The 18,990-nt window shown below is 48.3% G+C and carries 28 protein-coding genes and 1 pseudogene; 5 read left to right on the forward strand and 24 right to left on the reverse strand.

The annotated features are described in order from the left end of the window. Window positions 1-4: 4 nt before the first annotated feature. From MKY86_RS28890 to MKY86_RS28900, 3 genes are read right to left on the reverse strand one after another with little or no spacing between them, the layout of a single operon-like run. Entirely contained in the window at window positions 5-1,309 is a 1,305-nt protein-coding gene (locus MKY86_RS28890; protein WP_076079998.1) for a replicative DNA helicase, read from the reverse strand. Then, window positions 1,275-2,090 (reverse strand): DUF4373 domain-containing protein, encoded by an 816-nt coding sequence (locus MKY86_RS28895; protein ID WP_076079997.1) that lies wholly within the window; start codon window positions 2,088-2,090, stop codon window positions 1,275-1,277. Before MKY86_RS28895 ends, MKY86_RS28890 begins: the two co-directional genes overlap by 35 nt. A 2-nt stretch (window positions 2,091-2,092) precedes the next feature. Further along, on the reverse strand, window positions 2,093-2,263 hold the full coding sequence (locus tag MKY86_RS28900) for a helix-turn-helix domain-containing protein (protein ID WP_083685279.1): 171 nt from the start codon (window positions 2,261-2,263) through the stop codon (window positions 2,093-2,095). Between the two features lie 116 nt (window positions 2,264-2,379). Here MKY86_RS28900 and MKY86_RS34235 point away from each other — a divergent pair, with 116 nt between their 5' ends. Beyond that, window positions 2,380-2,613 carry a helix-turn-helix domain-containing protein gene (locus MKY86_RS34235; protein WP_083685277.1) on the forward strand — a complete coding sequence of 78 codons (234 nt, stop codon included), beginning with the start codon at window positions 2,380-2,382 and terminating at the stop codon, window positions 2,611-2,613. Here MKY86_RS34235 and MKY86_RS28905 read toward each other — a convergent pair. From MKY86_RS28905 to MKY86_RS28975, 15 genes are all read right to left on the reverse strand, one after another. Continuing rightward, window positions 2,610-2,792: a hypothetical protein gene (locus MKY86_RS28905; RefSeq protein WP_076079996.1), complete on the reverse strand. Its 183-nt coding sequence runs from the start codon at window positions 2,790-2,792 to the stop codon at window positions 2,610-2,612. The two genes, MKY86_RS34235 and MKY86_RS28905, sit on opposite strands and share 4 nt — an antisense overlap. Further along, window positions 2,789-3,004, reverse strand: a complete 216-nt coding sequence (locus tag MKY86_RS28910) for a hypothetical protein (protein WP_076079995.1) — start codon at window positions 3,002-3,004, stop codon at window positions 2,789-2,791. The genes MKY86_RS28905 and MKY86_RS28910 overlap by 4 nt, the downstream gene beginning before the upstream one ends. After that, window positions 3,001-3,222 carry a zinc-finger domain-containing protein gene (locus MKY86_RS28915; RefSeq protein WP_076079994.1) on the reverse strand — a complete coding sequence of 74 codons (222 nt, stop codon included), beginning with the start codon at window positions 3,220-3,222 and terminating at the stop codon, window positions 3,001-3,003. The genes MKY86_RS28910 and MKY86_RS28915 overlap by 4 nt, the downstream gene beginning before the upstream one ends. A 217-nt stretch (window positions 3,223-3,439) precedes the next feature. After that, complete coding sequence (locus MKY86_RS28920) at window positions 3,440-3,613, reverse strand: hypothetical protein (RefSeq protein ID WP_340827637.1); 174 nt, start codon at window positions 3,611-3,613, stop codon at window positions 3,440-3,442. Continuing rightward, a complete protein-coding gene (locus MKY86_RS28925) occupies window positions 3,614-4,030 on the reverse strand; it encodes a hypothetical protein (RefSeq protein ID WP_076079992.1) in 417 nt (138 codons plus the stop codon). An 11-nt stretch (window positions 4,031-4,041) separates the two neighbouring features. Next, window positions 4,042-4,839, reverse strand: coding sequence for a PD-(D/E)XK nuclease-like domain-containing protein (locus MKY86_RS28930; protein ID WP_340827638.1), 798 nt, complete (start codon window positions 4,837-4,839; stop codon window positions 4,042-4,044). Continuing rightward, the gene (locus MKY86_RS28935; protein WP_076079990.1) at window positions 4,793-5,683 is read right to left on the reverse strand and encodes a hypothetical protein; all 891 of its coding nucleotides are present in this window, start codon (window positions 5,681-5,683) and stop codon (window positions 4,793-4,795) included. Before MKY86_RS28935 ends, MKY86_RS28930 begins: the two co-directional genes overlap by 47 nt. A 37-nt stretch (window positions 5,684-5,720) precedes the next feature. Next, window positions 5,721-5,885, reverse strand: a complete 165-nt coding sequence (locus MKY86_RS28940) for a hypothetical protein (protein WP_340827640.1) — start codon at window positions 5,883-5,885, stop codon at window positions 5,721-5,723. A 47-nt stretch (window positions 5,886-5,932) separates the two neighbouring features. Beyond that, window positions 5,933-6,166, reverse strand: a complete 234-nt coding sequence (locus MKY86_RS28945; RefSeq protein ID WP_076079989.1) for a hypothetical protein — start codon at window positions 6,164-6,166, stop codon at window positions 5,933-5,935. Further along, window positions 6,156-6,368, reverse strand: coding sequence for a hypothetical protein (locus MKY86_RS28950; protein WP_076079988.1), 213 nt, complete (start codon window positions 6,366-6,368; stop codon window positions 6,156-6,158). The genes MKY86_RS28945 and MKY86_RS28950 overlap by 11 nt, the downstream gene beginning before the upstream one ends. Then, window positions 6,361-6,627 (reverse strand): DUF7667 family protein, encoded by a 267-nt coding sequence (locus tag MKY86_RS28955; protein WP_445669942.1) that lies wholly within the window; start codon window positions 6,625-6,627, stop codon window positions 6,361-6,363. Before MKY86_RS28955 ends, MKY86_RS28950 begins: the two co-directional genes overlap by 8 nt. A 1-nt stretch (window position 6,628) precedes the next feature. Further along, on the reverse strand, window positions 6,629-6,772 hold the full coding sequence (locus MKY86_RS28960) for a hypothetical protein (RefSeq protein WP_340827641.1): 144 nt from the start codon (window positions 6,770-6,772) through the stop codon (window positions 6,629-6,631). A 68-nt stretch (window positions 6,773-6,840) separates the two neighbouring features. Further along, window positions 6,841-7,092, reverse strand: a complete 252-nt coding sequence (locus MKY86_RS28965; protein ID WP_076079987.1) for a hypothetical protein — start codon at window positions 7,090-7,092, stop codon at window positions 6,841-6,843. Next, window positions 7,092-7,883 carry a phage antirepressor KilAC domain-containing protein gene (locus MKY86_RS28970; protein ID WP_076079986.1) on the reverse strand — a complete coding sequence of 264 codons (792 nt, stop codon included), beginning with the start codon at window positions 7,881-7,883 and terminating at the stop codon, window positions 7,092-7,094. The genes MKY86_RS28965 and MKY86_RS28970 overlap by 1 nt, the downstream gene beginning before the upstream one ends. 13 nt (window positions 7,884-7,896) lie before the next feature. After that, the gene (locus tag MKY86_RS28975; RefSeq protein WP_083685273.1) at window positions 7,897-8,136 is read right to left on the reverse strand and encodes a helix-turn-helix domain-containing protein; all 240 of its coding nucleotides are present in this window, start codon (window positions 8,134-8,136) and stop codon (window positions 7,897-7,899) included. Between the two features lie 158 nt (window positions 8,137-8,294). Between MKY86_RS28975 and MKY86_RS28980 the strand changes: the two genes are divergently transcribed. Together MKY86_RS28980 and MKY86_RS28985 are read left to right on the forward strand one after the other, a co-directional pair. Continuing rightward, window positions 8,295-8,711 (forward strand): helix-turn-helix domain-containing protein, encoded by a 417-nt coding sequence (locus MKY86_RS28980; protein WP_076080121.1) that lies wholly within the window; start codon window positions 8,295-8,297, stop codon window positions 8,709-8,711. Window positions 8,712-8,942: 231 nt separating this feature from the next. Then, the gene (locus MKY86_RS28985; protein WP_076079985.1) at window positions 8,943-9,155 is read left to right on the forward strand and encodes a helix-turn-helix transcriptional regulator; all 213 of its coding nucleotides are present in this window, start codon (window positions 8,943-8,945) and stop codon (window positions 9,153-9,155) included. Window positions 9,156-9,367: 212 nt separating this feature from the next. On the opposite strand, the gene MKY86_RS28990 is transcribed toward MKY86_RS28985, so the two are convergent. After that, window positions 9,368-9,700: a hypothetical protein gene (locus MKY86_RS28990; RefSeq protein WP_076079984.1), complete on the reverse strand. Its 333-nt coding sequence runs from the start codon at window positions 9,698-9,700 to the stop codon at window positions 9,368-9,370. Window positions 9,701-9,826: 126 nt separating this feature from the next. Here MKY86_RS28990 and MKY86_RS28995 point away from each other — a divergent pair, with 126 nt between their 5' ends. Both MKY86_RS28995 and MKY86_RS29000 read left to right on the forward strand, forming a co-directional pair. Beyond that, the gene (locus tag MKY86_RS28995) at window positions 9,827-10,471 is read left to right on the forward strand and encodes a hypothetical protein (protein WP_076079983.1); all 645 of its coding nucleotides are present in this window, start codon (window positions 9,827-9,829) and stop codon (window positions 10,469-10,471) included. An 85-nt stretch (window positions 10,472-10,556) separates the two neighbouring features. Beyond that, window positions 10,557-12,047: a recombinase family protein gene (locus MKY86_RS29000; RefSeq protein WP_076079982.1), complete on the forward strand. Its 1,491-nt coding sequence runs from the start codon at window positions 10,557-10,559 to the stop codon at window positions 12,045-12,047. 21 nt (window positions 12,048-12,068) lie between these two features. Here the strand turns inward: MKY86_RS29000 and MKY86_RS34240 are convergent. The 5 genes and pseudogenes from MKY86_RS34240 to MKY86_RS29025 all read right to left on the reverse strand — a co-directional run. Further along, window positions 12,069-12,617 (reverse strand): annotated as a pseudogene (locus MKY86_RS34240) (DEAD/DEAH box helicase family protein); the annotation flags it as partial. A 996-nt stretch (window positions 12,618-13,613) separates the two neighbouring features. Then, window positions 13,614-14,057, reverse strand: a complete 444-nt coding sequence (locus MKY86_RS29010) for a hypothetical protein (RefSeq protein WP_076084458.1) — start codon at window positions 14,055-14,057, stop codon at window positions 13,614-13,616. Between the two features lie 251 nt (window positions 14,058-14,308). Beyond that, window positions 14,309-15,031 (reverse strand): response regulator, encoded by a 723-nt coding sequence (locus MKY86_RS29015; protein ID WP_036699238.1) that lies wholly within the window; start codon window positions 15,029-15,031, stop codon window positions 14,309-14,311. A 4-nt stretch (window positions 15,032-15,035) separates the two neighbouring features. Beyond that, complete coding sequence (locus MKY86_RS29020; RefSeq protein ID WP_036721752.1) at window positions 15,036-16,193, reverse strand: sensor histidine kinase; 1,158 nt, start codon at window positions 16,191-16,193, stop codon at window positions 15,036-15,038. A gap of 57 nt (window positions 16,194-16,250) precedes the next feature. Beyond that, on the reverse strand, window positions 16,251-18,965 hold the full coding sequence (locus MKY86_RS29025) for a stalk domain-containing protein (protein ID WP_076084554.1): 2,715 nt from the start codon (window positions 18,963-18,965) through the stop codon (window positions 16,251-16,253). Window positions 18,966-18,990 lie beyond the last annotated feature (25 nt).

An 18,990-nucleotide genomic window follows, 5' to 3' on the forward strand; every position in this document is an offset into this window, starting at 1 on the left:
CTCCCTAGCGGTTATAGTCTTCATATTTCTGCACCCATCCTTTAAACAGGTACTTAAAAGCCTTCGTTCCCGTGTGCCGGCCCTTTGCAATGGTTGACTGAACGATTACTCCGTCCCGGCTGGTTTCATCTGGATCTTGCCAAAGAAACTCTACGGTGTCGGCTTCCTGCTCAATCTCTCCTGAATCCCTGAGGTGATGAAGTTGTGGCGCTCCCTCAGCCCCTTCACGGCTTAATTGAGCCAACAGGATTACCGGGCAATCCAACTCTTGTCCAAGCCACTTGAAGCGTTTGGCGACTTCTCCCACAGCACGGCTCCACGTTTCCCCTTTCTGCTGTTTGATGTTCATCCGAGTAAGGTAGTCAACGAATATTGCTCCGATTCTGCCTTTTTGGCGGTGAATCTGACGAGCGGTTGCGCGGACTTGGTCGAAGGTAACACCGGAACTGTCGTCAATCATCATCGGGTACTGGTTGAACATGGCGTGAGCTCTCTTAATCAGTCCTAACTCGTAGTCGTTCAAATCCTTCTGCCGTATCTTGGCGTAGTTGATTCCTGTAATGTTGGACATGATCCGTTCCTTAAGTTGATTACTAGTCATTTCGAGTGAATACACCAGCACATCCCCAGCATCCTGTCGCGCCATGTTGGTCGCCATCTGCATGGCCCTTGCTGTCTTCCCTATACTCGGCCGTCCGGCTAATATGTATAGCCACCCTCTGCCGATCCCACCTGACCATGTGTCGAAGTTTTCGAATCCGGTTTTAATAAGCGATTCATGGGTTAGAAGTGATTGCATGAATTCTTCTTCAGTTTCTGCAAATGACTTCATTGCCCCCTTTAACTCCGGCCGCATGTGACTGACCATGGTGTCGATCATCTGCACGTATTCTTCTGGCGTCTCAAAGTCATCTTCTTCTGTGATTGCTCGTATGTCGCTGGCAAGCATCAGTCCTTTAGACCGGATTGCCTGCCGTTTGATAATTTTTAGGTAGTGGTTTGTGTACCCACCAGTGAACTCCGACTTGGCTATCCGTGAAAGGTTTGAAACACCGCCTATCTCTTCCAGCACCTTTTTCTGCTGTAACTGTGCGCTGACGGTGATTATGTCAACTGGTTCGTTTTTGGTATAAAGGGTAAGGGCTGCTTCGTATATGTGCCGGAATGCGATCTCCTGAAAATCCTCAGGCAGCAATTGTCCAGCAAGTTCATCCAATACTTTACCGCCCTGGAGTACCACCGATATGATTCCTCGCTCAGCCTGTATGCTCTGTTCAGAGGTTAACAATGTCTCCATCGGTATATTCATTGCGGCTCCTCATTTCTTCTTGCAGTTTCATCACATGATCTTGGTATGAAGATGATTGCTTTTCTCTTTCTAACTTCACGACTTGCGCAGGCTTGATAGATTCTTTGGTGGTCTTTCCTTCCTCCACAAGTTCTTCAAGAACTCGCTTGGCATATGGCGCATTCTTCTTTTCTGCCTTCTTAATGGCATACTCGATTACTTCGATATCAACTATGCCAATGAATGATGTAATATCCTCTAGTTGTAAAACTCCCTTGCATTTCAGTTCGTATTTATTGATCCATTCCAGTACCTGTTGACGATAATTTGTGTCAGGAATTTCAGGTTCTAGTTTTGTTTTGTTTTGTTTAGTTTCGTTTGCATTTTTTTGCATTGCATTTGCATCATTTTTAGATGCATTTGCATCCGATTGCTTTTTTTCCCATCGTTTATTAGCTGCTTCGGACCGTTTTTCCGATACTGCGTCCCGATATTGCATCCTTTTTCGAAGGGAATTGGACCAAAACGTGATTCCGTCCGTTGCATATAGTTCAAATTCTTCGATACAATCCGATACAAATTTCTGCAAAGTATCTGATTTGCATTGCAATTGCATTGCATAAGCATTGAATGCGTACTTACTCTTACAATCCAATTGGTATCCATCTGATTCGGCCATGAGTTCATTTAGCATCCAGAACCACCCATACCCTTCGGCACCATATACGCCGCGCATTGCTGATATTTTCGGGTCATGTCTGGCGTTCATATCGTGCGAAAAGAATGGAGCCTTTTTTGCCATGATTACACCGCCTTGGTTTGACGTTCCTCAAACCACCGCATAACTTCGTCTGGATCAAACCGCAGTATCCGTTCAGAGATTCGAATGTGCGGCATTCCTTCTTTTATCAGCTCGTAGACGGTGGGTCTGCTGATCTTGTATCTTTTTTGAATGTCTTTTGCGTCTACTAACATTGTTATCACCTCTCTGTACTTATCTTACTATAAGTTACGCAATTTGTACATCTAGTTGTACATAATGTTCTGAATCATTTACTTTATGGGCATGATGGATATGATAGAAATAGGTTATGACTATAAAATGGCTGGTGAATATTGTGATTAAAAGCAAACTTCATGAACAAATGTTGAAGCATAAAGTCAGAAATATATCGGAGTTGGCAAGGGTTACGGAACTCGACCGCCGCACCCTCACCAACATCTGGGATGAAAAGAATAAGAGAATTGACTATGAAACTCTGAACAAACTGTGTGAGCATTTCAATTGCAATGTCGGGGATCTTCTGGAATATATCCCGGACTAAGCAGTCTTAAATTGTTGTAAGGCTTCCTCTGTCTCCTGAATCTGACGCTTAGAAAACTCAACCATATGTTTATAATGTTCTATATTCGCAACTGTGGTGGAGTTTCTAAGCGATTCCTCATAGATTGGAAGCATATATTCCCAGTCATGTAGGATGCCTCTAAGTGTTTCCTCTTTCATCTCTCCACCACCCCGAATAAATCAACTTGCCCCTCATAATCCTCTGCATCCACGATGTAATCACGCTCCAGCCATCCTGCCGGGGCGTTTTTGCCATATGGTGCAAATTGCTGATCCACCGGAGCTCCCGGGATCCGGTCTGGATTTGCTGCGGCGGCTGTCTCGGTCCATACCCAGAAGGTTTTTGCAGTCACTCGTGGGCCACTGGTCATGCGCTCACCCCTTTCTTCTGCTTCCGCCGCGCCCGGACTTCCTTGTCCAGCGCAGCCGCAACCTTGAGCAGCTTCTTGCCTGTCGCACACTTGGTGTTACAGTGCTGCTGAAGCCGGTTGTACGAGGGGTTGGCCCACTTCTTATCATTGCGGAGCGTGCATACCTTGCACACCGCTAGCAGCCGATCCATGTCCTGTATTGCCTCTTTGCGGCTCATCCCTTATTCGCCTCACTTATCATTTTATGGAGTACTTCCGTCTGCTCATCGTCTAGACTGTACAGCATGCGAAGCTCAGCGCCTGTCATAGGGCGTTTCGCCAATCGTTCGCAGTCTAATGTCAGTTCGATGAAAAACGCGTCCTTGGCCTCTTGTAGCTCGTCTGAGAGGATGCCGGATAGTCGGCGTTTGAAGATGAGAAACTTTTGGAATAGGCTCATGCTTCCTCCTCGTCATACCAAGTAACATAATCCCCAATTCTTTCCCACACCCAATCTTGAAATGCTTCCTGAACTTCTTCGTCTGTCGTACCATCTTCAAATTCCATAGTTTCTCTGTAACTGTTGTGTTCTCCCCATCCTGTGCTATATTTAAAAATAACTTTTCTCATCTATGCTTCCTCCTTATATGACCAATAGTTTTTACCGTTACCCTCGCTGTAGTATAGCCGCAGCATCGCGCCGTATTGCTTCTTCCATTCCCGGCCTTCCCGGGTGTTATCACACCAGTCATGACACGTTCCAGACCATCCGTGGGTGCCGCACAGGTTCATGATGTTGGCCGGATCGTAACCCGGCCCCATGTGTGCTGCTTCGACAATGTGTCCCTTGCTGAGATCCTTCGATGTCCCGCAGCGCTCACAGACAGGTATGTCAGTTCCCTTGACCTCCATAGAGCGACGATTTACTTCCAGCCTGACTTCACCCGTAACTTTGGTGATTGCGCCTCTCAGACGGTTGTGGCGCTTGTGGTGGTCAAGTATTCCGGACCTCCAGGGGGCCGGCTGTTTCTTTGGCTTCTTTCGCATGGTCACACCTCCTAGACTGCTAAATCGCTGTAATGGGTAATAGACCGCAGTTTCTTGATTCGTTTGCAATAGGCACACTGTCCGCAATGCCGCGGCTCCACCAGCCCACGTTTAACCTCAATAATGTGACCGATCTTCTCAGCGACTTCATCAAGCTCAACTTTCAGCCGATCAGCATCGAATCCAATCACTGCTTTATCAGGAACCGATTCCTTAGAAACAGCGACAATTAAGGGCTCTAACCAATTCTCCCGGCCATTCACCACACGTTCTACCTCAGCATAGATAGCCATCTGCCGGATATATTTGTAATGCTCGATAAATGATTCATAAGCCCCGTATTCCTTGTTCCAGTAGCGTTCCCGCAACCCCTTGACCGTCTTAAGGTCAGCAATCCGGCCGCGCTGCTGATTCAGCACATCAAGCTTTACCTTCCAATGAACACCGAATAGTTCAGCAGTCATAATCAATTCTTTCTCGCCCTGTAGCACAAACTGGATGAATTCGTCATTTTTGATAGTCTGAATCATGGCATCGCCAACCTCATATTTCGCATATAGTTGACCTTTATTGTTGAAAAGCTCCGGTGTAGACTCCTTGAATTGATCCAATGTTCCCTCCACATAGGCGTGAACATATGAGCCCAGAAGAAAATTATCATTGGAAGGGGCGATAAACGCCCCGGATAACTCAGCCATGGTTTTGGCCTCACACTCTTCGAAACTTTTAAACTGGCTGTTGCTCATATAGTGCCGGTTCGCTTCAATCGAGTGGTAATTCTGACTGGTTAGGATCACTTTCCGCACCATCCTTTTGCGTTGATTTAAGATATTCCTCGAAATCGTCAACCGTCTTAGACACCGTTTCCTTAGCTTCTGTCTTCTTGATGTCAAAATAATCCTCACGTTTGGACATGCCATCCCGGATAGAGAGACCGATTTTCTTAAGCTGCACCAGATCATGTTCAGTAAAGGCGGACAATTTATATCCGAAATATTTCTCAATCATTTCCTTAGACACGCTGAATTCCTTGTCATACTGAGCCAGAACTGCCGTCAGTCGGTCAATCAATGGTTCCTTATTATTGCCGATTAACGTCTGCTGGCACTTCTGAAGCGCCTTATCAACGATGTCTCCAGGGATAACACCCAGGATGCAAGCTCTCAGCCGCCGTGCTCCTTGGTTAGCTACCATTTCGTAGATATCACGTGGGTCAGTAAGCTTGTTGACCCCTTTTTTCGTGTGGCGCTCATGTTTAACCGTGAATATTTTCGTCTGCCGGACATTGGTTTCAAGGTCCCAGCAGTAAGACATGGCTGTAGATTCACCGGTTTTCTGCTCCAATTCAACTACACCAAAGTCGATGTTTCCCCAGTTCTGGGCGATAACCTCAGCCAGCCGGATAGAAGGTCCTGACACTTTCTCGGATCCCCGCGGGTACTGATAGGCTGCATTCTCAGCCAGAAGTCGGCGCTCACACGCTGTCATAATGCGCTGATATGAACTGGCGATATCCCGGGGGAACTGCTTCGCCATGAATACCATAGCCTTGACCTCCTGCATCTGCCGTCCAACCATTGAATCCGCCGTAACACTCCTGTTAGCCGAAGCCACCACTGGCATATAATCGCTTGCATTGTCTTGATCCAACATTGATAAATCACTCCTTTTGAGTTATAATTTTCGTAACTTAATTTTCAAACCGTCTTTCCCGGGCAGCCATTGCAGTGGCTGCTCTTTCCTTGTGTACTTCACGTACATAATTCAGCAAGTACACACGCTTCAGCGTCTCCGTCAGTGTCCCCCGGGCATTCGCTATCTTCGCCAGTTCCAGGAACTTCAGTCTTGCATCCATCCTCCTTTCCTCCCTTCGCGTAATGTTCGATTATGTCCGATACCGTCTTAAGCAGGTTCCTTCAGCTCTCTTTCGATGTAGGCTCTACCCATTGCTATGGATGCTTCCAGTTCTTCTTGCTCTTCTAAGGTGCGAATCTCTTTGGCCCGGTATCCTTTCTCATGGATGCGTAGAATCAGGCTCTCGTAATCAACTGCTGCCCATTGGAAAATCCGGCCGCACTCTGTTGTAAAGTAGAATTGAACGGGAGCCGGGTAACGTGGATCATGGTTAGCTTGCATCGTCAAACCCTCCATCCATCCGCCGCACCATGACTGAGATTTTGCAGTCTACCGCGTCCAGCATACACATCCGGCAGTGTGGTTGATGATCATCGTACACCTCATACTCTGCGTCCCGTCCGCATCCGCACTTTGGCGTTCCTGGGTATTTGAAGGTGTACACCGATGTGAGCCGTCTAATCTCCGATTGTTTCTTAGCCACTGTATATTCCCCCTCGAATGAATTTCTTGCTCACTGCCTCGATCCGGGCGCAAATGTCGTGCTGCCACTCGGTATCGTCTGACTTATACGCCAGCGCTGACATTTCCTTGATTTTGTTCAGTTCGTGGATCACATCTGAGTTGACTTGCATGCATTCTTCGAACGCTTCTTCCTCTTCTTCTGTCCATGGACGTTTTAGAATGATGAGATGCAGTTCTGCTAGGCGCTCATGTACCGGTAGTACAGCCAGTTCAATCATGTTAGCCAACTTTCTTCTCCCCTTTCACGTATGCTTCCATCAGCTGCTTGCGATACTTCTGATTCATCCGTGCCAGTCTCACGTGCAATTTGTACCACGCTTGCGGCGACATTCCAGGGTTTTTACCTTGTGGCATTAGTTTCATTGTGTGTACCTCCTTGGAATTATTATCCTTTATAGTTAAGTTTGGGCGGTGTATAATTGATAGAAGTTTCAAACAATCTCTATCATTCCTTCTAGCACCATCAAATCAATAAAGTACTTGTGAATCTCTTCCATATCGATGTCTAAGCGTTTTGCCGCCAGTTCAATAATCTTGTTAACGTCAATGTGTTGTGGGTCAAAGGCTATATCTTCAATTTTCATTTGCTCACCTGCACAAGTAGTGACAATATCAATGTATTCCATCGTGTCTTTATGGATGGATTCTCTCAACTTTTTCAATCTAGCAACGTTTATATTCATTAGGCACCCATGCTTTCTCTATCCATGAATGGGATGATTCCTCTTTTGGTGAGGATCTCATGAATGAACAGCCGTCCTTTTTGTGTCCATCTCGTATTCATGGTTACATCTGGATCACCGTTACTTCTTGTAATGTCTATTGTTTCTGATTGGGTTAATCCTTTATTTGTGTATTTGGTGTACAGAACCCATTGCTTATTGACCTTGTATTGAATCTTTTCTTCATGGAGTATTTTGTTAAGCGCCGTTCCAGATAGTCCGTAGTCTTTTGCAATTTGAGTAATAGTGATAGTTCCTTTAGAAGTAAGAATCTTATCCAGGTATGTTATCTTTGGCTCATACTCTGAAATTTTTTCTTCTAGGAGGATCTTTTCTTCTTCAAGTTTTTCATTGACTTCGACCTGACCAACAAGCGCTATTAATGCTTCTTTGTAGTTTTGGGGTAAAATGAATCCGAGTTTACTTTTCTTTTCCATTTCTTCAAATCTGCTTACATAGGTAGCTGTGAACAATATTCCTTTTTCTCCAGACATTTTGTTAGCGACCATATCACAACCTATTTTTGTAAGAAGATAACAATCATAAGTTTTATTGTTTCCTCTAACTTTGTAGGTGCTTGGAACAAAGAAATCTAGAGAATCCAATTCTGGATTTTCAGAATTACTCATGATTTCCACATATCCTTTGATATCCCTTAGAAGATGCGCATGAGATTTCTCAATCATCTCTGCAACTTCCCGACTATCGATAAGCAACTTTCCATCTTTACTTACAATCCTGAGTTGGTTCATACATAATCACTCCTTAGGCTGATTTGTTCAATTTTTGAACATTGTCATTAAAAAAAAGATGCTCAATCGGTTTCTTCAGTACTTTTGCAATCCGGTAAGCTACAGGCAGAGAAGGTAGTGCATAACCACGTTCGATATTACACAATAACGGACGAGACACCTTTGATTTCTTGGCTAGCTGTTCTTGGGTGTACCCTATTTCATTTCTAGCTTTTATCAAGTTTGGCAAGGGTTTAAGGTCTTTTCCAGTCAACTTTGTTCACCTCATTTCTGTTCAATTACTGAACTTCATGCCCTTAGTATAAGTTCAATTACTGAACATGTCAACACCTTTTCGATCAGTTTTTGAACGTTTATTTTATGAACAATTTAAACTACAATATAAGGAGGAATAAAAGGATGGTGTCAAACATGGAAAATGAGTTCAAGGATAGGTTAAAAGAACTCAGGAAAACAAAGAACTTGTCTCAAGATCAATTGGCTGAAGCTTTGGATATTCCTTCTTCATCATTACGGAGGTACGAATCAAAGGGGGAGTTACCTAAACGCGAGCGCTTAGAGTTAATTGCGGATTATTTCAAAGTATCAATTGACTTTTTATTAGGAAGAACGGATAACCCAGAACAGGTCTTGTCGGAACCATCCCGGGTTTTAATTGATTCTTTGGATCTTACAGACGAGGAAATCATGGACAAAATGGACTTTATCGTTGATGGAATAAAGTTGGAAGATGACGATGTAAGAAGGTTTATTGCATTGGTCCGGGCCGAACGATCTATGAAGAAACAAGTTCCTGCGGTTCAAGGCGCAAAAGAAGATAAGCTTTGATGTACTCAGGTTTCATGTCCAAGGGGCTCATAGATTCAATACCTTGCAATATGCAGCTCGTCCGTACTCCTAGCTCTTCTAACGTCGTTCTTGTTATCTCAATCTTTACCTTGTCCATTGAAACAACCCCTTAGAGTTTTTACAGCGATGTACGTATAATATTACCACATCACTGGGTCAAACAAAACGTATGTTCTTATTTTAAATAAAAAAATATAGTGAGGCTTCGACATGGGTTATGTACCTGGTCGTTGCCTACTGAAAAAAAGACTTAGAGAGATCAGAAAAAATCAACAATGGTTAGCTGAGGAGTTGAACATGCCCAAGACCCAAGTATCTGATTACGTGAATAATCGGAAGGTGATGTCTCTCGCAACTGCGAAAACCATCGCCATGAAACTGGGCTGCTACATTGATGATCTCTATGACTTTAAAGAACAGTAGGCTTGAGTGGCTTTCGGCCGCTCCGACCCGGTGGTCAGTACTCCGTACGGAGTACTACAATCAATCATAATACATATTTTATCAACAATCACCAGCCCATAAGTACTATTTATTTCATGTCGTTAATATAGCATTATGATTGTGAAAACGCTGTCGAATAATGACGAACGATTACGTATGTATAACACCATTATAGGGGTTGACTTTGGCAATCAAATTTGCTTTTTAACGTGTATTTGCGTCCCATCGGCGAATTTGACGATAGAACCGTTATTATCAATAGACTTGACATGATCTATACGACTGCTATTGACAACGGCATCCCCCATCATCTCGAACCCGTATTTGTGACAAATCTTTGAAATGTCCGAGAGCGTTGTCACTGATATATAGGAACCATGGCCCGTATGGTAGGCTAGTACCTTTGCAGAGTTACTCGTCCGTTGCCAAAGGTCGATAAAATTTATCTCATTTAGCAAATCTAGTTCTACGAAGTCATTGTCTGTGTCGTCTCTACCGTGCATCTTAACTGCGATCATTTTCATGGTGTATGCCTCCAAAGATGTGATACTTAATTCTACGGCGCACACAGCAAATAATCATTGCTCAAAATATGACAAGGGATTTATAGTAAGTGTTGGGAAATAACAATATTTCAAAGGGGAAATAATATGTGGAGAAAACATTTTAAAGAAATACTCAAATATTTTATTGTTATTTTATGTATCTGCGCATTTGGTGTATTTATATACCCCGGACTATACCGGTATGACAAACTTGATCAGAAATATCCAGTTATGATCAATCGAATTACTGGTGAAACAAAAGTTCTTTATGGAGATATATGGTCGAGTGTCGGAAATGTTGATAACCAGATGAGCAAATTTATTGAGTATAAAGAAGGTATTGAAGCAACTTTAGACATCCAAAGCGACAAAATTAAGCGAGATGTACTAACCGAAATCACAAAACAACTAGAAGAAGCAAAAAACAGTGTTATCTCTGAAGCAAAAAAAACTACTGAGAAACAATCTGCAGATTCTTTTTTTGCCGATGTGAGAAATAGAGATTCTGACGAAGTAACTGAGACAGGAGAAGAGTTTATTGAACGAAGAAGAAAAGAGTTGTCCGAATCCTCTGGCACCACATTGTTTGGCCTTGGAGACACTAAGGAAACTGTTAAATTATCAATGGGTACACCAAGTACCATAATGAATAACGGGAACACATGGTTCTTTGACTCAGCTACTGTAAATTTTGAAAACAACCTTGTTGTTGGATGGAATGACCCATTAAATGTTTTAAAACTTGAATAGTTAACAGACCATACTCAATCCGGGTATGGTCTTTTTGTTACCCCTCCCCTACAATGGCATCATAGAGATATGAGGAGTGATCCAAGTGAAAGCAGGAATATACATCCGGGTGTCCACAGATGAACAGGCAGCCGAAGGGTTTTCAATTGACGCGCAAAAGCGCCGGTTGCTGGCCTACGCTGATTCTCAGGATTGGGAAGTCACAGAGGTATACATTGACGATGGATGGTCCGCAAAGGATCTGAAGCGCCCTGAGATGCAGCGTATGATCAAGGATGTAGAGATACATGCCTTTGATGTGGTGTTGGTGTACAAGCTTGACCGCATGACCCGGTCCGCGAGTGACTGTGACAACCTCATCAAGATGTTTGAAGCTCACAACGTCAAGTTTCAGAGCTGTACGGAGTCGTTTGAGACGCGCACGGCGACAGGTAGACTATTTATCCGTCTGGTCGCTGACATCGCTCAGTGGGAACGTGAGAACACAGCAGAGCGTGTACGCATGGGGATGGAGCAAATGATACACGCAGGAAAGCGTCCGGGTGGTCCGGTTAACTACGGATATGATAAATATGAGAAGATTGTCCAAGAGGAATATACACAGATTAGGCTTTTGAGAAAGTTTTATATGGAAGGATTGGGGCTACGGGGAGTCGCAAACAAACTGAACGATATGGGCCTGCTACGGCGCGGGTACCGGTGGACATCATTCAGTGTCTGGTACATCTTGGACAACCCTTACTATGCCGGTAAACGAAGATATGGGACCAAGAAGGCAAACGGGAAGTACGCCAGCAGAAAAAAAGAAGAGCATGTCGAATTACTGATCGTGGACGGACCACAGGACTTGATATTTACATGGGAAGAATATGAGGAACACAAAGAAGAAATGAAGCGCCGGTCATTCACTGGATATTCAAAGGTGCGAGAATACTGGTTCAGTGGAGTGCTGAAGTGCAGCAAGTGCGGCGGCAAGATGTCGGGCCGGTATCACCAGAACAAGCGACAGGATGGAAGTTACAATAAGATCCTCTCATATATCTGTGTCAGCCGCCAGACAGGCAAGGGATGCACCATGCCGATGTTTAGACAGGAGTTAGTAGAGTCGCTGCTGCTGGAATGGATCGGGGAAAGGTTATCCACAGATTATTCAGCTATGCGGGAATTGGCAGCAACGGTTGAAGAAGATCCGGTGGTTGATCTGCGCAAGGACTTGGCGAGGGAACTTGATAAGGTCCGGGACCGGCGCAAGAAGTGGCAGCGTATGTACGCTGATGATCTTATCTCTCAAGATGAGCTCCGGGAACACAACGCCGATGAGAAGCAAAATGAGGAATTACTGATAGCCGAGCTTGCTAAAATGCCGGATGTCCACATAGAGGATTATACAGAGCAGAATGAAATCTTGTTCGGCCTGCCGGAAGTATGGGACCAGATGGATGATGTGGATAAGCACGACATGATTCTAGATATCTTTAAAGAGATCGTTTTGCACACTCCATTGGACACATCTAAGAAAAATGGAAAGAAGGGACAGTTCATTCCGGCATCCATTCAGAGCGTTATTTTCAACTAATCGTGTGTAGTTTGTTATCCTCGGTAACGCATCGATCTCATCGATGATGACCAGATCGAAGGCCTGGTGAAACCGCAGCAGCTGGTGTGTGGTCGCCAGGGTAATCCGGCTGCGGCGCAAGCGGTCCTCGCTGCCCCCGTACAGCACGGCGGGGACATCCGCCGGGAAGGCCTTGGCCAGGCGCGGCGCAAGCTCCAGCACGACGTCGCGCCGCGGCGTGGCGATCAGCGCCCGGCCTCCGGCCGCGAGCGCCGCCTCCAGGAGCGGGAAGACCATCTCCGTCTTCCCCGCTCCCGTCACTGCCCAGAGCAGGAACCGCTCTGGGCCTCTTGCGGCGGAGCGCCTGCGCGGCTCCGCCAGGAACCCCAGCGCAGCGGCGGCGGCAGCCGCCTGCGCTGCGCTAAGCCCCCACCGGCGTGCCACTACGGTGGGGGACACGCCGGCCGTGCAGCGCACGGCCGGCAGCGGTGCGCTGCGCAGCAGCAGCGCGCAAGCCCGGCTGCGCCCCAGTGCGAGGCAGGCCTCGCAATAGGCGCAGCCGGCAAGGCCGCACGCGGCGCAGGCCGTGCGGCCCGTGGGCACGCTGCCACAGCGCAAGCAGCGCGGCACTTCGCGGCGGCGCAGGCCCAGCCGCGCGGCGCCCGCAGGGCCCAGGACGGCGGCCGTAAGGCGCAGCCGTCCCTGGAGATAGGCGAGCTGCGCCGCAGCCCGCCAATTCTCCGCCAGCTCCGGGAGCTGCTCGGCCACCAGCGCCTCTGCTTCACCCTGAAGGAGCGAACGCCCATCCAACGCCGTAACCAGCCCGTCAGCTCCCGCTGCAAGTGCCTCCAGCTCTTTTCTCCGTAAGCTCACCTGTTCGTTCCCTCGCCAGCTCTCCCTCCTACTTCCCCGCTCGATAACCCGTTCATTCTCTCGCCAACTCTCCCTCGTACTCCCCCATTCATTCTCCCACTCCTTCTCCCCGCCGCTTTTCCTCCCACTCGCCCACTCGCTCCCCGGTTCATCTCCCCATTCACATCCCTCTCCAACTCTCTGCTCAGCTCCCCCCGCCTTACGCTCCCCGTTCCAGCCAACCCTCTGCCCATTCCCCCAGATACCCTCCAATTCCCCATGCCCACTCCATCCCCTGTCCTCCGGCAGCCTGAACACCTTAGCCTCCTCAAAAGGCCACCCTGCGCCCCGTGCCCCTCCAGCAGCCCGCTCCGCCCGGATCTCCGCCTTCAAGAGCGCTGCTGCATACTTCCTCCAGGCTGCCTCATCCCAGCGCTGCATCTGGTTCGTGAACTTCCAGGCTGCTGCCAGCTTCACCGCCCAGCCCAACGGCAGCGACCTTGATAGCAGTACAACCCTGTTTTCCCAAGCCCCCAGCCCCTCCCCCTCACCCGCCCACCATAATTCATCCACCGCCAGATTCAGCGAAATCCGGGCCTGCCACTCTCCGCCCTGCGCCACCGCATACACAGCCACCTTCAATCTCATTGCCCCCTTATCTTTTAGAGCACGCCAAAAAGCACACCGCCCCATTCCTGGAGAGTGTGCTTCACCCGTAACTTACATATTTAGCTGTCATTCGCCGGGCTTGGATGGGAATCTCCCTCTTCCCGGCAACCGCATCATCCGCAGCGGCAGCAGCGGCTCCTGAACCCGCAGGTCTACCGTAACCCCCTGCCGGAGTTCTTCCCTGCCCGCAAGACCGAAGAACGGCACCGCAGGTGCAAATTCAATCGAAGAGTTATGATAAGCCATCCGTGAGGCTACCGCCATGGTCCTGTCTTCTGAACCGTCATCCACCAAGGTGACCAGCAGGGGCCTGCCGATCCAGCAAGCATACACTGCAAAAACCCTGAGATACCACTCCACCACGGCCTCATGATTACGAGTAATCAGAATATAGTGAAGCCGCTTACCAGTCCGTGCTGCTGCCCGGGTCTCTTCCCGATGATGCAGGAGTTGAACAAGGGCTGCTGCGGATGCATAAATAGAGATAATCCAGATTAACTGGGCGATCATGAAGATGCACCTCCCTCTTATACCCACACTATATGCCGGTGATAAAAGGACGGTGACAGCCCATTAGCGCGGGAGCCCTCCCGCCAGTTTAACTTAGGGTACATATTTAAGTTAGCATTTTGCAAAATTCGAATAGAGTGCGGACTGAAACAATACTATGGCTGCAGCTCTCAGCTGCATACAAGTTATGTACCGTTTATAAGGATCATTAGGATTCTCCAAAACGCTCAGTTAAAAGTTTATGAGGGAAGCTATAAAGTTACCCAGCCGTATTTGATAGAATTAATTACAGCCTGCGTACGGTCGTCCACTTCCATCTTTTGCAGAATACTGCTGACATGGTTTTTGACCGTCTTCTCACTGATAAACAGATATTCCCCAATCATCTTGTTACTCTTGCCCTCCGCCATCAACCGCAACACCTCTGCCTCGCGGCGGGTCAGCGGATTGTTATCGCCTGCAACGAATTTGACACCGGCTTCCTTCACGGCCGTCTCGGCCATTGCGCCAGTCTCGTTAAGGTACGTCATGCGCCGCAGCTGATTAATCAGCTTGCCGGTCACCTTCGGATGGATAAAAGCATGTCCCTCGCATACAGAGCGGATCGCATTAATCAGCGACTCGGCCTCCATATCCTTCAGCAGGTACCCATTCGCCCCCTTGCGCAGTGTCTCAAACACATAGCTTTCATCATCATGAATCGAGAGGATAATCACTTTGACATCCGGGAACATTTCACGGAGCTTTTGCGTAGCCTCCACGCCGTTCTCAATCGGCATATTGATATCCATTAGCACGATATCCGGCTTGTTGCCGTTGCAGAATTCAAGCACCTGGATGCCGTCCCCGCATTCGCCAATGACCTCGATGTCATCCTCCATATTCAAAATACGCTTAAGCCCTTCACGAAACAATTGATGATCATCGGCCAAAAGAACTTTAATGGGCGCTTTGCCAGAGTTTTGGTTCTCCATCACATTACTCCTTTCCCTTTTCCACATTCGTCGGAATGTGAATTACGATTGTTGTGCCCTGGTTCTCGGCTGATTGTATTTCCATTCTTCCCTCCAGCAATTCCACGCGTTCGCGCATACCCACCAGACCGAAGCTTTCCCGGTTGGCTTGTTCACTGATTTTTTTCACATTGAAGCCTAAGCCATTGTCTTTCACGACAATCTTGATCAATTGAGCCTGATAAGTAATCTCTACCAGTACGTAGCTCGGATAAGCATGCTTCGCCGCATTGGACAGAGCCTCCTGCACCAGCCGGTATACCGCCGCTTCCATTGCCGAGGACAAACGGTGCTCCTTCCCCCTGGTTTCAAAAGAGGTGCGGATCTTCGTCTTCTCCTCATAATCATGCACATACTTCCGCAGAGTCGGAATCAGCCCCAAATCATCAAGCGCCATCGGACGCAGGTTAAAAATCACCTTGCGCATTTCTTCCAGGCTGTATCTTACCTGCCCCTTTAAGTCTATTACTTCGGCTTGTACCAGCCCAAATTCCTGCTTTACCAGCATTCTTTCTACAATTTCCGTCCTTAGGACTAGATTCGCCAGCATTTGAGCAGGACCGTCATGAATTTCCCGGGCAATTCTTTTCCGTTCCTCTTCCTGAGCCAGGATTATTTTGAGTCCAATCATCTGGCGGTTCTTCGCAGATTCGACAATTCGCGTCACTTGACCTAGTTCTCCGGACAGATATTCCAGGACAACGCTCATTTGCGAACCAATGGATTCGGCACGTTCTACAGAATTTTCGACACTGCGAACCCGCATTTGCAATTCATCGCGTCTGCTCCGCAGATAAGCCTCCCTCTCCCTGGTCATCATCAGCTCCAGCTGCAGCTCCGTCGCCTTCTCATAGGCAATCCGGATATCCTTCTCCGTGTAGCGGACAAAATCCCGGCTGACCTCTGTCAGCCGGATCCGGGAGCGGTGGTACTGCTGCTCCAGCTTGTCTACCTTTTGCAATGTTTCATCCGTTTCTTCCATGACCCGCTGCAGTTCTTTGTTGAGTGCAGCAAGCTCATCGCGTGCCACCTGCAATATTTCGAATATCTGATACTTGCTGCTCTCCATCACGTCGATGGTGTTTTTAATCACCCGATCTATCGCATCGGCTTGAAATTCCACGGATGCTTGCCCCATTTCTATCGAATCGTATTAAAGGCTTTCCTTTATATTAACATATCACGATTCGATAGTTACGGTCTTAGTGTTCTGTTCCCATTTTACAGTGAGTCCAAGCTGTTCTGTCACGAGTCGAAGCGGTACTAAAGTCCTGGCATTCAGAATCATCGGTGCTACTTCAGCACTCTGCCGCTTCCCGTTCAGTACGAACTCCTTCTTATTCACGGTCAGATCCAGCGCCTTAGAGCCCCGAAGGACCATAATCTTCTTAGTCTTCGCATCCCAGACCGCATTGCCGCCGAACGCGTCCAGAACATATTTTATCGGCACATACGTACTGCCGTCCTTCACGATCGGCGCAACATCAATCGGCCGCTTGGTGCCGTTAACCGTCATCGCCTTGCCTCCAATGCTCATCGCCGCCGTCCCTTTGGGCAGTCCCGCCTCACTGGAGAGCGATGGCATCACGAAGGAAATATTATCAAATGCCACTGTCCCTGTCTTGGCCCGTTCATCCTGGCCTTCTTCTACATTTACCACGTAAAGTCTCTTAAGGGAAGCTGGGAATTTAATCCCTGAGCCGGACAGATCGATATTAAGCGTCTTCCAGCCGTTCCAGTCGATAACTTTCGCCAAATCAATATAGGCCGTCTTTCCGCTGGCATCTGTCAGCTCGGCACGCATCCAGTTCAGGCTCATGTCCCCCATCACATCGACTGACATGGAGGTTGCCGCCGCCGGAATATCCTTGCCCTTTGTACCGTTGAACTGGGCGTATGCGTACATTTTACCGGTGCCTGCACTCATATCGTAGCTAAGCGATAAGACCTTCGAGCCTGCACGCTCTGCGCTGCCCGCAACTACTGCTGCTGTTCCAGTAACCCCTGCCGCATTGGTTGTGAACGCGAACGGATAATTGGCATTCTCGAAATCCTCCCACGCCGTAGCAGCTGCAGTAGACAAGACAACCGCCGTGCTGAAGCCGTCATAGCGGGCAATCGCATATCCGGTAGTTACGCCGGGATCGACTGCCTCCACTTTAAGCTTGCCGTCCCCCACACTTCCTTTGAAGCCGATAAACTCCCACTTCAGTGCGGTTGCCGGAACAGCTATCGTTGCCCCGCTCTTCGACACCGCGTTAACCGGAACCGATACAGTGGCTCCTGCTTGCAGCGGTGCAGTTGCTGTACCTGCAATCAGGCTGGACAGGTCTTCTCCGCCCAGAACGGTGACCTCGGTCTCCGCACTCGCTGTTCCGCTGGTCGCCTTCAGCTTGACGGTTCCCGGCTTGACGGCCGTGGCTTCGCCCGCATTCACAGTCACACTGCCGCCGCTTGCGGTCCAGGCCGGATTAGCCGCCGCTACATCCACCGGATTGTAGTACGTATCATAGCCCTTCAGGGAGTATGTGGCCTTTTGCCCGATTAACAGTACCGAACTGCCGCTGATCTTGATTCCTTTCACTTCACCTTGCGGAGCAGAAGTATATACTCCCACGCCGTTAACGATTGTGCGCTGCTCCTTGCCGTATTCGGTATTGAAGGTAAGCGTAGTCGAGGTTTCAGCCAGCGGGCGGTCTACCATCGTTGTAGAGCCCCCTCCGTCCAGATTAATTCCTTTCCACACCCCGATATTCGTCATGAAGGATTGCAGCTCTGTCAGCGACAGACCCGCACTATTGCTATTCTTCTCGGCTGCAATGACATATACGTACCTGCCATCCTGGGAATAGCCCAGCGCTGTACGCGCCCGGTACCCGCCAATGCTGCTTGTTGAACGGGAGAACGACGACGCCTTGCCGTTATTCACCAGAATCGTATGCCCCCCGATCATCATCTGCAGCGTAGAAGGATCGAGCTCCTGCTGGGTGGTTTTGGAACGGAGCAGATAGGTACTGTTTATCTTTTGTCCTACAACCAGATGTGCCTTGACGAACTCGGCAGCCAGCCCGTGCGTCCGCAGAATATAAGCTCCTTTGGGTACGGTCACCGGCAGAGCCGAATCCAGCGAGATCTGAGTAATGATATCATTCTCTACCAGCACCTCTGTCGGTGTAGTTGAGCTGCCCTTAGGCCGCTCCAACGCTGTCCACGCATCCGTATAGATATAAGCGGCATTAGCATGACTGTAAGTCGAACTGCCGCCTTCGGGATTGTAGGCCCCTTTGTTGATGCCGGACAGCGGGAACTGGGAACCATCCTCTGCGGTCAGCATCCCCTCAAACGTATATTCATCAATCATAGGTTTACGGTCCTTGGTTACTGCAAAAGCATACATTCCGTTCAGCTGTGAAGGAGTAGACACCAGCACTCCGCCGGATACCTGGCCGCCAATCGGTGCTCCTTCTCCCCCGGTATTGAAATAATCCCCGTTCACCGCCGCGACCGCACCTGTCTCAGCCGCCATGCCCCCGGTGCTCTGCCGTGTCGTCAGATTCCCGCCTTTGCCGGTCATTACATCCAGAGAGACATAAGGATTATTCAGATCGACACGAATGACGCTGGCCAGTCCTGTGGCACTCTTACCTGAACGCACCGTGGTAAACTTATATTTCATCATCATCGCACCCGAAGTGATAACCTCTTCACTCAGTTTTGTCGCCGAGAAGGACGCTGCTGCTTGTGCTACCGGCGCAGTGCTTGCGCCCAGCCATCCTGCACCTTCACTCCCGACAACCGGCATGATCCAGATTACACCTGCCAGGGATGCAGCAATCCATTTTTTAGCAGGCGACCATTGATTTCCCCGTGTTGACTCAGTACTCTTTTTCCCCATGAAAAGCTCATTCATTTCAGTGTAA

The organism is Paenibacillus sp. FSL R7-0333 (assembly GCF_038000365.1).
GTDB lineage: Bacteria > Bacillota > Bacilli > Paenibacillales > Paenibacillaceae > Paenibacillus_AQ > Paenibacillus_AQ silagei.